This window comes from Exiguobacterium marinum DSM 16307, from assembly GCF_000620845.1.
Lineage (GTDB): Bacteria > Bacillota > Bacilli > Exiguobacteriales > Exiguobacteriaceae > Exiguobacterium > Exiguobacterium marinum.
On sequence record NZ_KK211189.1, the window covers coordinates 1152335 to 1167274 of the forward strand.

Annotated in this window: 17 protein-coding genes; all 17 read left to right on the forward strand. The window is 50.1% G+C overall.

From position 1 onward, the window contains the following. The first annotated feature begins 34 nt into the window (after positions 1–34). The 17 genes from P400_RS0106270 (at position 35) to P400_RS0106350 (ending at position 14898) form a co-directional block, all read left to right on the forward strand. Entirely contained in the window at positions 35–1159 is a 1125-nt protein-coding gene (locus P400_RS0106270) for a sensor histidine kinase (RefSeq protein ID WP_200868277.1), read from the forward strand. Between the two features lie 22 nt (positions 1160–1181). Next, a complete protein-coding gene (locus tag P400_RS0106275; RefSeq protein ID WP_026825375.1) occupies positions 1182–1874 on the forward strand; it encodes a response regulator transcription factor in 693 nt (230 codons plus the stop codon). Positions 1875–1969: 95 nt separating this feature from the next. After that, positions 1970–2818, forward strand: coding sequence for a DegV family protein (locus tag P400_RS0106280; RefSeq protein ID WP_026825376.1), 849 nt, complete (start codon positions 1970–1972; stop codon positions 2816–2818). Between the two features lie 45 nt (positions 2819–2863). Then, on the forward strand, positions 2864–3574 hold the full coding sequence (gene treR / locus P400_RS0106285; RefSeq protein WP_026825377.1) for a trehalose operon repressor: 711 nt from the start codon (positions 2864–2866) through the stop codon (positions 3572–3574). A gap of 201 nt (positions 3575–3775) precedes the next feature. After that, the gene (treP, locus tag P400_RS0106290) at positions 3776–5224 is read left to right on the forward strand and encodes a PTS system trehalose-specific EIIBC component (RefSeq protein ID WP_026825378.1); all 1449 of its coding nucleotides are present in this window, start codon (positions 3776–3778) and stop codon (positions 5222–5224) included. 81 nt (positions 5225–5305) lie between these two features. Then, positions 5306–6940, forward strand: a complete 1635-nt coding sequence (gene treC / locus P400_RS0106295) for an alpha,alpha-phosphotrehalase (RefSeq protein ID WP_026825379.1) — start codon at positions 5306–5308, stop codon at positions 6938–6940. Positions 6941–7061: 121 nt separating this feature from the next. Continuing rightward, on the forward strand, positions 7062–8219 hold the full coding sequence (locus tag P400_RS0106300; RefSeq protein ID WP_026825380.1) for a helicase-related protein: 1158 nt from the start codon (positions 7062–7064) through the stop codon (positions 8217–8219). Next, complete coding sequence (locus P400_RS15370) at positions 8216–8884, forward strand: ComF family protein (RefSeq protein WP_051545956.1); 669 nt, start codon at positions 8216–8218, stop codon at positions 8882–8884. The genes P400_RS0106300 and P400_RS15370 overlap by 4 nt, the downstream gene beginning before the upstream one ends. Positions 8885–8902: 18 nt before the next feature. Continuing rightward, positions 8903–9289 (forward strand): flagellar protein, encoded by a 387-nt coding sequence (locus tag P400_RS0106310; RefSeq protein ID WP_026825381.1) that lies wholly within the window; start codon positions 8903–8905, stop codon positions 9287–9289. Positions 9290–9312: 23 nt separating this feature from the next. Beyond that, positions 9313–9564: a flagellar biosynthesis anti-sigma factor FlgM gene (locus P400_RS0106315; protein ID WP_026825382.1), complete on the forward strand. Its 252-nt coding sequence runs from the start codon at positions 9313–9315 to the stop codon at positions 9562–9564. A gap of 114 nt (positions 9565–9678) precedes the next feature. After that, a complete protein-coding gene (flgN, locus tag P400_RS0106320; protein WP_026825383.1) occupies positions 9679–10035 on the forward strand; it encodes a flagellar export chaperone FlgN in 357 nt (118 codons plus the stop codon). A 12-nt stretch (positions 10036–10047) separates the two neighbouring features. Further along, on the forward strand, positions 10048–11538 hold the full coding sequence (gene flgK / locus P400_RS0106325; RefSeq protein WP_026825384.1) for a flagellar hook-associated protein FlgK: 1491 nt from the start codon (positions 10048–10050) through the stop codon (positions 11536–11538). A 6-nt stretch (positions 11539–11544) separates the two neighbouring features. Then, positions 11545–12486, forward strand: coding sequence for a flagellar hook-associated protein FlgL (gene flgL, locus P400_RS0106330; RefSeq protein ID WP_026825385.1), 942 nt, complete (start codon positions 11545–11547; stop codon positions 12484–12486). 6 nt (positions 12487–12492) lie between these two features. Next, complete coding sequence (locus tag P400_RS0106335; RefSeq protein ID WP_026825386.1) at positions 12493–13068, forward strand: DUF6470 family protein; 576 nt, start codon at positions 12493–12495, stop codon at positions 13066–13068. Positions 13069–13083: 15 nt separating this feature from the next. After that, positions 13084–13521, forward strand: coding sequence for a flagellar assembly protein FliW (gene fliW, locus P400_RS0106340; RefSeq protein WP_026825387.1), 438 nt, complete (start codon positions 13084–13086; stop codon positions 13519–13521). After that, a complete protein-coding gene (csrA, locus tag P400_RS0106345; protein ID WP_026825388.1) occupies positions 13521–13748 on the forward strand; it encodes a carbon storage regulator CsrA in 228 nt (75 codons plus the stop codon). Before fliW ends, csrA begins: the two co-directional genes overlap by 1 nt. A 94-nt stretch (positions 13749–13842) precedes the next feature. Beyond that, positions 13843–14898 (forward strand): GGDEF domain-containing protein, encoded by a 1056-nt coding sequence (locus P400_RS0106350; protein ID WP_026825389.1) that lies wholly within the window; start codon positions 13843–13845, stop codon positions 14896–14898. The last annotated feature ends 42 nt before the right edge of the window (positions 14899–14940 follow it).

Here is a 14940-nt window from a genome sequence, read left to right on the forward strand (position 1 = left end):
AGGATTAACTACCGAACTATTAGGGGATGGCATCGTGAATCATATTACCGATCGGACAGCTTTAGAACATATCATAACAAATATGATTGAAACGGTGACGGAAAGTAAAGAGGAAATCGTCCGTATAACCGAAAGTTCAGCAACTGAATATTCAGCAATTCAAAATGAGTTGAAAGAATTGACGGATAAAATCGAGTTCTACATCGAGGAGTCCGATCGACTCGACAGACTCGTAAAAGCTGCAAAGTCAAAGCTCGTTCAAGTCAGCAAGAAGTTTCATATACATAGTGAGCAAGAAATACGCGATGCGTACGAACGAGCGAATCAAATGCAACTTGAACGGTTTCTCGTTCAAAAAGAAGAAATGGCGGCCCAGCAGCGTCGTAACGATTTAGAGCGCCGTTTACTCATCTTAGAGGACACGATTGAACGTGCCGAAAAATTGATTGGTCGTGTTAGCGTCGTCTTGAACTTTTTACGAGACGACCTGCAGCAAGAGTATTCGGACATGATGAAAAAACAAGAGATGGCCCTCGGTGTATTCGAAGCAGCCGAGCGCGAACGACGCCATCTTGCCCGCGAGATGCACGACGGTCCAGCGCAATCGCTTGCCCATATTTTGATTCGTGCCGATTTGATCGAAAAGACGTTTGACAAACGAGGGAAAGACGAGGCATTTGCCGAATTACATGAACTGAAAAAGTTGATTCGTGGCGCACTCGTCGATGTCCGTCGCTTGATTTATGATTTACGTCCGATGTCACTTGATGATTTAGGTTTTTTGCCGACGCTCGAGCGCTATCTCCATCAAACAGAGGAGTATACGGCCATTAAGACGCGTCTTAACTATCGTGGGTCACGCGCACGTTTGCCTGAGAAGCTAGAAATCAACGTATTCCGTCTCGTGCAAGAAGCGGTACAAAATGCGATTAAGCATGCTAAGACGTCAGAGATTATCGTCAATGTCGAACAGGGGAGCGATGTGATCCATCTTCATGTCCGTGACTATGGTATCGGGTTTGAACCAAGCACGATTGGCGAAGAATCATTTGGGATTGTCGGGATGCGCGAACGAATTGAATTGGTGAACGGGAGTATCACCATCGACTCGGAAGTCGGCAAGGGGACAGTTGTCCGCATGTCGATTCCGATTCCGTGAGAGAACAAGGGGGAAGACAAACATGGATTTGACACAGACACGCATAGCAATCGTGGATGATCACGAACTGTTCCGCGAGGGATTGAAGCGGATTTTTGATTTAGAGGATGAATTTGAGGTTGTCGCAGAAGGGCGGACGGGTCGCGAAGCAGTTCGCATTGCAGGTGAGCAGAAACCGGAGATTCTGATTATGGATATCAACATGCCGGACATGAATGGGATTGAGGCGACGAAGCAACTCTCACTCCTTTCGCCGGAGACACGTGTCCTCATCCTCTCGATTCACGATGATGAGTCGTATATCACGCATGCGCTCGAAGCGGGCGCCTCTGGGTTCTTGCTAAAAGAAGTGGCATCGACAGAGCTGATTTCAGCGGTTCGTGCCGTCGCTCGGGATGGGGCTTATCTTCATCCGAAAGTGACGACGAACGTTTTAAAAGAGTACCGTCGTCTCTTACAATTCAAAGGAGAACAAGCGGGTCGTGGGGTCGAGAGTCGAACAGATGACCCTGTGTATCAACTGTTGTCACGTCGTGAGGTCGAGGTATTACACCTTCTCGCTGATGGCCGATCGAACCGGGATATCAGTGACATGCTCTTTATTAGTGAGAAGACGGTCAAAAACCACGTCTCCTCCGTCCTTCGTAAAATGGACGTGAACGACCGTACACAAGCCGTCGTGGATGCGATTCGTCGGGGTTGGGTCGAGATTTGAGCGTCACCGATGCTTTACTTCGTTTTTGTGTTACAATATGGAATGGAATCCTAACATAATTGGAAAAATGAAACGACGTAAAGTGAGGATATAGTATGGGAAACATTGCGATTTTAACCGACAGTACCGCCTACTTGTCGGATGATTTTTTGGCGCGACATGACGTCCATGTCGCACCACTCAGTGTCATCTTCGATGGCGCGTCGTACCGTGAGTCGATTGATATGTCGACCGAGGCGTTTTATGAGCGTATCGAGGCGGGCAATTTACCGACGACGTCGCAGCCGGTCATCGGTGAGACGGTCGAGTTGATCGAGAACTTGTCGGATGATGTGACGGACGTGATCGCCATCACACTCTCGAGTGGCATTAGCGGAACGTACCAGGCGATGATTGCGATAAATAATATGGTAGATGTAACCGTTCATGCTTTTGATTCGGAGATCTCATGTATGCCGCAAGCGTTTCTTGTCGAAGAGGCATTGCACCTCCGTGACAATGGTGCGACACCGGAAGAAATCATCGCGCGACTCGAGACGGTTCGTGATTCGATTCGCGCATACTTTGTCGTAGATGACCTCGATCATTTACAGCGTGGTGGACGGTTGAGCGCGGCGCAAGCACTCGTCGGTTCGTTCTTACAAATCAAACCGGTTCTTCACTTTCAAGATAAATCAATCGTCCCGTTTGAAAAGATTCGGACGTATAAGAAAGCAGTACGACGAATCGAAGAAATGATGGATGAGTCGATTGTCGGAGATGGCGAAGGATATTGCATCGGAATCATCCATGCCAATTGTCCGGAACGTCAGGCGGACGAAATCGCTTCGATGAAGCAGAAGTTCCCAAAAGCACACATCTCGGGAAGCCATTTCGGTCCTGTCATCGGGACGCACCTTGGACCTGGTGCAATCGGCATCACTTGGTATCGTCGCGAATGGTAATAGAGACGACCGTCTAAGGTCGTCTTTTTCAATGGAGGAGGGAATGTGATGGCGAAATATCGCCAAATATTTGAGCGTCTGGCAGAAGAAATGCGTAACGGCACGAGACCGGCAGACTCAAAACTCCCATCTGAGACAGAGTTGATGTATCAATTCGAAGCCAGTCGGGGGACAGTCCGTAAGGCACTCGATCTGTTGCAGGAGAACGGGTACGTAAGGAAGCATCACGGGAAAGGCGTATTCGTGTTGAAGCGGGATCAAATCGAGTTTCAATTCAACGGCATCGTCAGTTTCTCGGAAATATATGCAAGTATGTTAGGTCGTTCCATCCAAACCCACGTCGCCTCGTTCGAAGAGATGGAGGCCCCGCCCTGGCTCGCCGAACGAATGAACCTGACACCGGGGACTCACGTGTTTCGCATTGAACGGGTCCGAAACTTTGATGGGGAGAACGTGATTTTAGACATCAATTATTTTGTCAAAGACCTCGTTCCGGGATTGACAGAAGAGATTGCAGCCCGTTCCATTTATGGATACATCGAACGGGAACTCGATCAACAAATCAGTTATGCCAAACGGAAGATTGCGGCCGAGGACGTGACGGAACTTGATCGAGAGCGACTCGACTTGCATGACTATGAATACGTCATCGTCATCACGAACGATACGTTCTTATATGAAGGGCAACAATTTGAATATACGGAGTCGCGCCACCGATTGGACAAGTTCCAGTTCAGTGACGTCGCCCGTCGGTAAACCTCTTTCGAATAGAAGGAGGTTTTTTGTTTGAACGAGTGCGAGCAAGGGAATTTTTTACATGAATATTTGTCGAATGACGTTCATCAAAACTTATATAGATAAGTTGTTGACTTAACTTATATAGATAAGTTATACTTTGTTTGTAATCATAAGTAACCGTTTTCATAAGCAGTTTTCAAACAAAGGAGGACTATGAACATGAAGGCAGACTATCGTCAAATTGCCGCAGACATTTTAGAAGCAATCGGTGGCAAAGATAATGTAGACAAGGCAGCTCACTGTGTGACACGTCTTCGTCTCTCCCTCAAAGACCAGTCGAAAGTCGATGAGGCACGTGTGAAAGAAATCGATCTCGTCAAAGGGGCGTTCGAGAACTCTGGCGTGTATCAAATCGTCATCGGAGCCGGTGATGTCGATCGCGTCTATGCTGAATTTATCAAGCTCGCCGGTCTTGAGGCGGCAACGGTCGCCGAGGTCAAATCTGCAGGTGGCAAAAAAATGAATCCGCTTCAAAAACTCGTCAAAGTCTTCTCTGACGTCTTTATGCCAATCATTCCAGCCATCATCGTAGCCGGTCTCCTCATGGGGATCAACAACCTACTCGCTTCAGAAGGTCTCTTCATCGAAGGGCAGACGCTCATCGAGGCATATCCGAACTTACAAGGACTTTGGGATCTCATCAACATGATGGCGAATACGTCATTCGTCTTCTTACCGGCACTCGTCGGATGGTCGGCGACGAAACGATTCGGTGGTAGCGAAGTACTCGGGATCGTCATGGGTCTCTTGCTCGTTCACCCGGACCTCTTGAACGCATGGGGCTACGGGACAGCAGCACTTGAAGGCGAAGTACCAACGTTTGATATCCTAGGACTTTTCGAAATTGAGAAAGTCGGCTACCAAGGTCAAATCTTGCCGGTCCTCGCCGCTGCATATATTTTGAGTCAAATCGAGATGTTCTTGAAAAAACGTGTGCCGAACGCGATTCAGCTCTTGGTCGTTCCGATCACGACAATCGTCGTCACTGGATTCCTCGCACTCGCAATCGTTGGACCGATCACTCGTGGAATCGGTAACTTGATCGCAACAGGACTTGTCAACACGTTTGAAGCCGTACCGGTCGTCGGGGCACTCCTCTTCGGGTTGTTCTACGCACCGCTCGTTGTCACAGGGATGCACCACTTATTCATCGCCATCGACCTTCAGTTGATCGCGGATACAGGCGGTACATTCATCTGGCCGATGATCGCCCTCTCAAACATCGCGCAAGGTTCTGCCGCACTCGCTATGTTCTTCGTTTACAAGCACAATGCGAAACAAAAGAGTATGGCATCGACTTCAGCGATCTCTGCATACTTCGGTATCACAGAGCCGGCCATGTTCGGGGTCAACTTGCCGAATAAATTCCCGTTCTACTCAGCGATGATCGGGTCGGCAATCGCGGCAATCTTCATCACATTGAATGACGTTCAAGCGATCGCCATCGGTGTTGGGGGACTCCCAGGATTCCTCTCGATCTTCACAGATAAAATCCTTCTCTTCATCGTCGGCATGTTCATCGCGATCATCGTACCGTTCGCGCTCACGTTCGTCTTGTCGAAACGCTACATGAAGAAGGGTGAAATCGAAGAAAACAAAGTCGCATAAGAAATGATTCGGGAGGGAGGGACGGCAGTTCTTCCCTCTTTCTTATTGAAATGAAAACTCTTACAAAAGGAGATGTCGTCTATGACACAGAAAAATTGGCGCAAATCAGTCGTCTATCAAATTTACCCGAAAAGCTTTTACAGTCCGGAAGGGAATGCGACCGGATCGATTAAAGGGGTGACGGCGAAGCTAGATTACTTGGCAGAGCTCGGCATCGAATACATTTGGATGACGCCTGTCTATCAGTCACCTCAACACGATAACGGCTATGACGTAAGTGATTACTATGCCGTTGACCCGTCGTACGGCACGATGGAAGACCTCGACGAACTGATCCGTGAGGCGGAGGCGCGGGGCATCGGCCTCATGATGGACATCGTCGTCAATCACTCGTCGACCGAACATGTTTGGTTCCAAAAATCATTGTCGGGAGACGAACGGTACCGAGACTATTATATTTGGCGCGATGAACCGACGAACTGGGAGTCGAAGTTCGGTGGGAACGCGTGGGAATATGATGAAAAGAGCGGACAATACTATCTCCACTTGTTCGATGTGACACAAGCCGACTTAAATTGGGAGAACGAACAGATGCGCGAGGACGTCTATGAAATGATGCGTTTTTGGCGCGGAAAAGGAATCAAAGGATTCCGTCTCGACGTCATCAACCTGATTTCAAAAGAGCAGGACTTCCCGGAAGACGAGTCGGATGGGCGGAAGTTCTATACGGACGGTCCACGCATCCATGAATATTTGAAAGAGATGAACCGTGAAGTGTTTGACGGTCATGACGTCATCACGGTCGGGGAGATGTCGTCGACGACGCTCGATCACTGCGTACGGTATTCAAACCCGGACGAGAACGAGCTCAGTATGACGTTCAGCTTCCACCACTTGAAAGTCGATTATCCGAACGGTGAGAAGTTCGTCGCCTCCCCGTTTGACTTCATTCAGTTGAAAGACATCATGTCGACGTGGCAACGCGGGATGCACGGAAAAGGGTGGAACGCCATCTTCTGGTGTAACCACGACCAGCCACGCGTCGTCAGCCGTTTCGGGAACGACACGAATCACCGTATCGAGAGTGCCAAAATGCTCGCTACGGTACTTCACGGACTCCAAGGGACGCCATACATCTATCAAGGAGAAGAAATCGGGATGACGAATCCTGGCTTTGACTCGCTTGACGAGTATCGAGACATCGAGACGCTCAATAACTATAAATTGAAGCGTGAGGAAGGCGTGTCACATGAAGACATGATGGCAGCCATCAAACAGAAGTCACGCGACAACTCGCGGACGCCGATGCAGTGGGATGCGACGACGCATGCCGGCTTCACGAATGGTACCCCGTGGATCAACGTGGCGCCGAACTATAAAGACGTGAACGTCGAAGCGGCATTACATGATAAAAACTCGGTATTCTACCACTACAAGAATTTGATTGCGTTACGAAAAGAACTTGACGTCTTGACGGACGGGGACTACACGCTCCTCACCCCTGATTCGCTAGACGTTTGGGCATATACACGGAAGACCGACCGCGAGGAGCTCCTCGTTGTCGCAAACTTCTATGGAACCGAAACGACGTACACGATTCCGGAAGGGTTCGAGCGGGTGAACGTCGTCAGTCACAACTACGACGTGCCTGAGCTCGACGGGACGACATTGTCCCTCCGCCCGTACGAGGCGATCATGTTCTACAAACAGAAATAACAGATAGGACCTGACTTTTTTGTCGGGTCCTATTTGTGTGAAGGAGATAAGTTGTGCTATATAAGTCGAGTCGCATTCACGTATCCATTTTGGTAACGTGAGGTCAAAAAGGAGTTCGATTATGGGAGAAATCATTATCGCTCCGACAGGAAAACGGGCCATCCGCTTTGGCATTTGCCAACGCTGTCTCAGCACGAACGTCCGGACGTTCACCTGTCATCACGGATCGTGTGCCTATTGTCGAAATTGTCTTTATCTCGGGCGTGTCTGTCGTTGTGATTATCTAGAAGAACGAGACATCGCGACCTTGGCTGAAACGACCGAATTGACGATGCCGTTCGAGCTCGCCCCTGCCCAAACGCGTGTCGCTAGTCAACTGCTCACGTGGTGGGATGAACGAAAGACGGGACTCGTGCATGCGGTATGCGGGGCCGGGAAGACGGAGATGACGTTCCCGGTGATCGAACGGGTCGTCAATGAAGGGAAGCGGGTATTGATCGTGTCACCTCGGCGGGACGTTGCCATTGAATGGGTAGAACGATTAGAACATGCGTTCACTGTCCCCGTCACGAGAAGATACGGGGGCGGGGAGAAAGCATCCATCGGAATGATCACCGTGGTGACCGCGCCGTTACTCATGAATCTACGTCACGTATTCGACTATGTGCTCGTCGATGAATCCGATGCCTTCCCGTTTGCCTTTGACGTGGCCTTGTGGAATACGATACGACGGGCCGGGAGAGGTGTCTTCTTGTTCATTACGGCGACCCCGACCATGTGGCAAAAGACATTTCCGACGATTCATCTCTCTCGGCGTTATCACGGGTTTGATTTGCCTGTCCCGACTCTCGTCAAGCAATCGGATGAACGCATTCTAGACTTTTGTCAGCGACATATATCCAAACCGCGTCTCTTGTTCGTCCCGACGAAGCCGGACCTCGAACGCTATGAAGCGCAGTTACGAGAAACGGGAGTGACATGCCGCACCGTATCCGCTGACACGGAGGAACGGCTCGAGACGCTCGATTGGCTTCAAGAGACGAAAGGTGTGGTCCTCGCGACCTCAATTTGGGAGCGGGGGATGACGGTGCGGGACGTGCAGGTCGCGGTGATTGAGAGCGAGCATCGGCTCTTTACGACACGCGGACTCATTCAAATGGCAGGACGGGCGGGGCGAAAACCGGACGCACCGACAGGAGAGGTCTGTTTCTTTTACGAGGAGCGCACGTTCCGTCAAGATCAAGCCATCCGGGCAATTAAGGAGGCGAATCGGCGATGAAGTGTCTTCTTTGTCACGAGCCGATGAAGGTCCCGTGGACGCCAGCTACACTTTGGCGGAAGGACTGGGTGTGCCCAGCTTGTGAGACGAAACTCACGCCGCTCGGGACAGGTTGCCCACGTTGCGGTCAACCGAATGAGACCGGTGAGACGTGTGCGGACTGTATCCGTTGGCTTGCGCTCGGATTAGATTTGACCGTTCGTTGTCTGTACGCATATGATGAGGCGGGGATTGACTGGCTGCACCGTTTCAAATTCAGCGGAGATGTCGTGATTGCAGCATCGGTGGCGCCGACATTACGCTCATTACGTACACCGGGTGTAACCTACGTTCCGATTCCGCTGAGTGAAGAGCGACTTCAGACGCGTCGCTTCAATCAGGCAGAGGTGCTGGCCCGATACATCGGTCCGACGCGACAACTTCTCGAAAAATCAGAGGTTTCAAGTCAACGTGAACTCGGGAAAGAAGGAAGACGACACCGAACGAATCCTTTCACTGTACCGACTTCAGTGAAATGTGGGAAAATTATTCTTGTAGACGACGTCTATACGACGGGGACAACGCTTCATCAGGCGGCATTTTCGTTACGTCAGGCAGGTGCGACAGAAGTTTCTGCGATTTGCTTATTTCGGGCGCTAAACAAATCGAAATCGCGTCCGATATAAAGAGCAGAGGTGAAACCAATGGATGCAGCAACTTGCCAAATGTGTGGACGCTTATTTATGAAACAGAGCCGTTCACCGTACTGTCCATCATGTAGTGAGGTTGACTTCCAAAACTTTTTGAAAGTCCGCGACTTCATTCGTGAGCCAGCCAACAAACAGACGACCATCGGAGCCCTCGTCGAAGCGACAGGTGTATCTGAACTTGATATCACGCGATATATCCATGAAGGACGCTTGATTATCAAGGACAATCCGGCGCTTGCGATCCGCTGCGTTCGTTGTGGTCAACCGACGAACGAAGGGAAAGTTTGTTCGAACTGCCAGAGAGATATGCAGAAGGAACTGTCCAGTCTACAGGATAGCTTGACGAAACAATCAAGTATCCGCACTTATCGTTTGGATTAACATCATGAAGAGGGGGAAGACGCATGCGCATCGATTCAGCCAAGTGGGTACATTTACCAAACACTTATGAAAAGAAAACGCAAGTCGAGCCGAAGCCCGCGCCATCTAGCCAAACGGACCAATTGTCAATTTCGGCGGAAGCCCGCGCCCGGTTTGAAGAACCGGTGAAACATCCGGACCGTCTCGCTAAAATCGATGCTTTGAAAGCAGAGATTGATGCGGGCACGTATTCACGGGACGCGCGCGACATCGCTAAACGCTTTCTACAAGGATGAATGGAAGCGAGGTCCGTTTGAGGCCTTCGCACTAAATAACACGGCACGGAAGCTGACTAAATAAGGGGCACCCCTTTCTTTAGTCGGCTCTTTTTTTGAAAAAAGGAGAGACTCATGCTCACATTACATAAACGTTTACTCGAATTGGCCTACGCAAAAGAACAGCTTCTCATTGAGAACGACATGGCGGCATTTAGCACGCTCGTCAAAGAAGAAGCGAAACTCGTCCGACAAATTTCACAAAAAGAAGCGGAACGACTTCAAGGGACGTATGAATTGGACGATGAAGAGATAGAGGAATTGAGACCGGTCTTGTTCGAGTTGAAGCGACAGAACGAATTGAACGCGACACTGCTCGAACAATCGCTTCGTTATATTACCTGGCATTTGGACATGATCATGCCGGAAGCAGATGATTTCACATACGGACAACAGGCGTTTGAAACACGCTCGTTCAGCCGTGACGTTTAAGGAGGAAGTGGAATGGGTTCAACATTTATGGGATTAGAGACGGCGCGCCGCAGTCTCTCGACACACCAATGGGCGCTTCAGGCGACCGGGAATAACGTGGCGAACGCCTCAAACCCTGGCTATTCACGACAACGGCTCACACTCGGGATGACCGAGCAGCTCTCGGTCAATTTCGGGGGGACGAAAGCCGGACAATTCGGGACCGGGGTACGCGGGGAGACACTCGCCCGGATTCGCGATCTCATGATTGACCAACAGTATCGTGACGAGTCGGTGAAGAACGCATTCTATGCGACGAAAGAAGCGGCATTCGGCCGGATGGAAGACATCATCAACGAACCTTCAGAGAACGGACTCGCCAAGTCACTTGACATGTTTTGGGCGTCACTCCAAGATTTATCGGTCAACCCGGACGATACGGGTGCGCGAAGCGTGGTTCGGCAACGAGCATTGACGTTGGCACAGACATTTAACTATATGTCGTCTTCATTATCAAAAGTACAGGATGACTTAAAGACGGAAGCGGGCGTCGTCACGAAAAAAATCAACGACTTGTTGACAAAAATCGGTGACGTCAACCGTCAAATCGGAGACGCGGAGCCACTTGGTGTCTTACCGAACGAATTATATGACGAACGTGACCGCTATATGGATGAGTTGTCCCAATATATCGAGTTCGAGCGCGTACCCGTTGATTATTTGAACGGAGAGACACGCGGTAACTCGCAACGTGTTGCTGAAGGGCGAGTTGATATTCGCGTTAATATTGGTGGCACTGAAGTGAAACTTGTCGACGGTTTAACAAGTGGGGTCGGTAAGATTGAAGATATGACGCTAACGAATGCCGCTGGGGGAACATCTACGCTTACATTTAATGACTTGCCGAACGGGAAGTGGAAAGCACTTGTCGATATGTATGGTACGTCTACAGGCACAGAAGCCCATGATGGCTCCTTCACGAAAATGCTCGCAGATCTGGATGAAATGGCGAATGTTTTCGCTTCAGCATTTAATACGGCTCATGGCACAAATAAAGATGCAGATGGGGTTGCAGGTCGAACTGACTTTTTCGTAGGGATGACGAGCGCTTCGACGATTACTGTAAACGATGATTTCATGAAGAACTTAGATTTGATTGCCGCATCAAAAGATGGAAACATCGGGGACGGAAGTGGTGCTCTCGAACTTGCCCAATTGAAAGAAAGCGCGCTCAGCTTTTCTGGTTCGGTTACGACCTCAACCTCGATCGGCAAGTACTATCAAAACGTCATCGGGAACATGGCTGTCGAGGCGAGCCAGAACGGAAACCTCGCCAAGAGTACATTCGCCCTATTGAGCAGTTCAGACCAGCGTCGCCAGTCGGTGAGCGCGGTCTCGCTCGACGAAGAGATGACGATGATGATCCAGTATCAGCACGCTTATAATGCGGCGGCACGTAACATCACGGCCGTCGATGAAATGTTAGACAAAATCATTAACGGCATGGGTGTCGTAGGGAGGTAATGACTGATGCGTGTCACACAGACGATGCTCACACAGACGAACTTGAAGCATTTATCAAGTAGCTATAACACACTCGCTCGCGTCCAGGAACAACTTATCAGCGGGAAACGGATTCAAAAAGCATCAGAGGACCCGGTCGTCGCGATGCAAGGGATCCGGTACCGGACGGAGGTGCGTGAAGTCGATCAATTCCGTCGTAACGTCAGCGAGGCGACAAGTTGGATGGACTTGACGGACTCGACGCTAAACGAAGTGACGGAAGCCGTCAAGCGAATTCGCGAATTGACGACGCAAGCGGCGAACGATACGTATGAATCTTCACAACGCGCCATCATCAAGAGTGAGGTCGACCAATTGATTGAACATATCGGCTCCCTCGCAAATTCGAAAGCGGGCGAGAAGTATATTTATAACGGAACGAAAACAGACCAACCGTTGATCGATATCGATAATCTTAAAGCGTACCTTGCTGATTCGAGTGCTACAGCAGACGTGAATACGATTTATACGGACGTTGCGGGAGCCCCGACAACGACTGGGAAAATCGAGTTCGAGGTGTCAAAAGGTATCAAAGTGCAAGTGAACATGCAACCGGAGACAATCTTTGGGAAAGAACTTTTCGAAGGTCTTCACAAATTGACGACGATGTTGAATGATCCAGCGACAGGCGGCGCCGACCTATCGGCTGAACTCGACACGCTCGACACACTCGGTCAGAGCTTAATCACAGAACGCGCCGAACTCGGTGCCCGGGCGAACCGTTTGGAACTTGTAGATAATCGCTTGCAGGATCATGAAATCATTGCAAAAACGATCATGTCTGACAACGAAGATATCGATGTGGAGAAAGTCATCATGGAACTGAAGTCACATGAGACGGTCCACCGTGCAGCACTCTCTGCAGGTGCCCGCATCATCCAACCGACGCTCCTAGACTTTCTCCGGTAAGCGATCATGAATCTCGCAAGACTTGAGATGCGGCAGACACATGCCGCGATCCAGATGACTTCGAATCGTCCCGTACTCGAGATGCGTCAAGGGCGGGCCGATCTTTCCATCCAGCAAGGGAAAGCCGAGATGACGCAACAGACGATACCGGGGAAGCTCGAGGTCGATTCATCGGTGGCGAGAAGCGAGAGCAACTTGAAAGGTGCGCTTGAACTCGGGAAATATCTCGGTCAGATGGGAGAGCAAGGTGCCCGTGAGGCGATGGCGAACATCGCCCGGGACGGGGACCGTCTCATGCGCATCGAGAACGGGAATCCGATCCCATCGATGGCAGCGGAGAAAGTGAACGACCCATACCCGATCGTCGAGATGGGCTATATGCCGAAATCGATTGACCGTGTCAAGTTGACGTATACGCCGGCGGATGTGAAAATCGAGTGGAATATCACGCCACCCCAAATTGATGTATCCCTTACACCGACGGATATCTCGTTTACGCCATGGACGACGGACATCTCGCTCCGTCAACAGGCGTCACTCGAAATATGGCCAATCGGTGGGATGTATGATGAAACGCGTTGAAAGTGAGGACAATCCATGTTCATTGAAACAGATTACTTTGGCAAGGTTGAAATAAATGAAGCGGAGACGATCACGTTCGTCAGTGAGATTCCAGGATTCCCGGATTCGAAGACGTTCGTCTTGATTCCGTATGGTGAAGAGTTGCCGTTCTGGTCGCTTCAATCGATTGAGGAACAGGCTTGCGCGTTCGTCGTGACGAATCCGTTCTGGCATAAGTCGGACTATGCGTTCGAGTTGTCAGACGGTGCGAAAGACCAACTTGGAATCGAAGAAGCGGAACACGTATCGGTCTACTCCGTCGTCACGCTCCGTGAGCCGTTCGAGTCGTCGACTCTCAATTTGAAGGCACCGATCGTCATCGAGACGAAAGAACGTCGCGGGAAACAGGTCATTCTAGACGACGCCTTTCCGGCACGCTATCCGCTCGGCGGAACGAAAACGGAGGTGCGCTGATGCTCGTATTGAAACGGAAGCAAGGTGAGGCGATCCATATCGGGGACGATGTGACGCTCACGGTGCTCGCGATCGAAGGTGACCAAGTGAAGCTCGGCATCGATGCCCCGCGTCATATCGATATTCACCGTCATGAAGTGTACATTCAAATGCAGGAAGAGAACGAGTCGGCAAGAAACAGCGCTAACTTGATGAAGCAAATGATTAACAAGCAGTCGGAAGCGTGAGCTTTCGACTTTTTTGATGAAATCGATAAGTGGTGAATGACATTTCTTGATGAGTTGGGATAGGATAGAAACGGGAAGGGAAGGAGGAGAATTGGTGGGAGCGGTTATTAATCAATTTGTCATCAACATTAGTCTCATCTTTTTATTCATGTCGCTTACATTCTATGTGATGCGGACGGTCTTGCCGATTCAACGAACTTCTCCATTATTTGTCCGATTTTGGTTCGGGGTGTCGAATGGACTGACGGCGATTCTCCTGACGATCAATGCCATCGAACTCGGTGAGGCACGTATTGATCTCCGCCTCATCCCGATTGCGCTATCAGCGACCTACGCTGGGCCATTCGGGGCGATTGTCACGCTCGGACTTATCTTTATCGGACGTATGACGATCCATGGGATGAGTGCCCCGTTCGTTGACGCCATTCTCATGTTTATCGTCTTTTTCTTATTTTCTTTAGTGGTTTCCCGCGTGCTCATTAATCGGGTGAAAGGATACGCCGTCTACATCGGATTTGGTGCGTTACTCGTTTTGATCCAGGTGACGGGTAGTGTCGGGACAGGTGTATTTTTTAACGTGTTTGTCCCTTACTTTCTCATGTTATCGCTTGGTGCCTGGCTCTGTTATTGGGCGGCGAAAAAGCTTGAGACCCATCTATGGATGTTCCTTTTACATACACACCGGGCGACCATTGATGAATTGACGGGACTGCCGAATCGGTACCGAACACTCGAACAGATGAATGACTTAGAGATGTCCGGCAAACCTTGGACGCTACTTGTCATCGATGTCGATCATTTTAAACAGTTGAATGATACATATGGGCATTTGGCCGGCGATGCGGCGCTTCGTCATATTGGACAGACGTTAGAACGGAATTGCCCCCCGTCAGGATTTGTCGGAAGATACGGTGGAGAAGAGTTCTTGCTTGTGATTGAGGGAAGTGAGGATGCGAAAGAAGTGGCGGAAGAGCTTGTTCAGACCGTGCGTCACACGATTTTTGAATGTCAAGGAGAGGTCATTCCGATGACCATCTCGATTGGTGCAGCCGTCGCAGGACATGAATCGAGTATGGTCGTGTTCGAACGTGCGGATGAAGCCTTGTATGTAGCGAAGCGAAGTGGTCGAGATCAGGTAAGGTTCGCCTAAAAAATCCCCTATAACCGTTGGCAAATCCTGTCCAGCGGTTAT

Bases quoted from the DNA above. Each gene is read 5' to 3' on its own strand.
- P400_RS0106275 (WP_026825375.1), top strand. From the start codon at position 1,182: ATGGATTTGACACAGACACGCATAGCAATCGTGGATGATCACGAACTG.
- P400_RS0106280 (WP_026825376.1), top strand. From the start codon at position 1,970: ATGGGAAACATTGCGATTTTAACCGACAGTACCGCCTACTTGTCGGAT.
- treP (WP_026825378.1), top strand. From the start codon at position 3,776: ATGAAGGCAGACTATCGTCAAATTGCCGCAGACATTTTAGAAGCAATC.
- treC (WP_026825379.1), top strand. From the start codon at position 5,306: ATGACACAGAAAAATTGGCGCAAATCAGTCGTCTATCAAATTTACCCG.
- P400_RS0106300 (WP_026825380.1), top strand. From the start codon at position 7,062: ATGGGAGAAATCATTATCGCTCCGACAGGAAAACGGGCCATCCGCTTT.
- P400_RS15370 (WP_051545956.1), top strand. From the start codon at position 8,216: ATGAAGTGTCTTCTTTGTCACGAGCCGATGAAGGTCCCGTGGACGCCA.
- P400_RS0106310 (WP_026825381.1), top strand. From the start codon at position 8,903: ATGGATGCAGCAACTTGCCAAATGTGTGGACGCTTATTTATGAAACAG.
- P400_RS0106315 (WP_026825382.1), top strand. From the start codon at position 9,313: ATGCGCATCGATTCAGCCAAGTGGGTACATTTACCAAACACTTATGAA.
- flgN (WP_026825383.1), top strand. From the start codon at position 9,679: ATGCTCACATTACATAAACGTTTACTCGAATTGGCCTACGCAAAAGAA.
- flgK (WP_026825384.1), top strand. From the start codon at position 10,048: ATGGGTTCAACATTTATGGGATTAGAGACGGCGCGCCGCAGTCTCTCG.
- flgL (WP_026825385.1), top strand. From the start codon at position 11,545: ATGCGTGTCACACAGACGATGCTCACACAGACGAACTTGAAGCATTTA.
- P400_RS0106335 (WP_026825386.1), top strand. From the start codon at position 12,493: ATGAATCTCGCAAGACTTGAGATGCGGCAGACACATGCCGCGATCCAG.
- fliW (WP_026825387.1), top strand. From the start codon at position 13,084: ATGTTCATTGAAACAGATTACTTTGGCAAGGTTGAAATAAATGAAGCG.
- csrA (WP_026825388.1), top strand. From the start codon at position 13,521: ATGCTCGTATTGAAACGGAAGCAAGGTGAGGCGATCCATATCGGGGAC.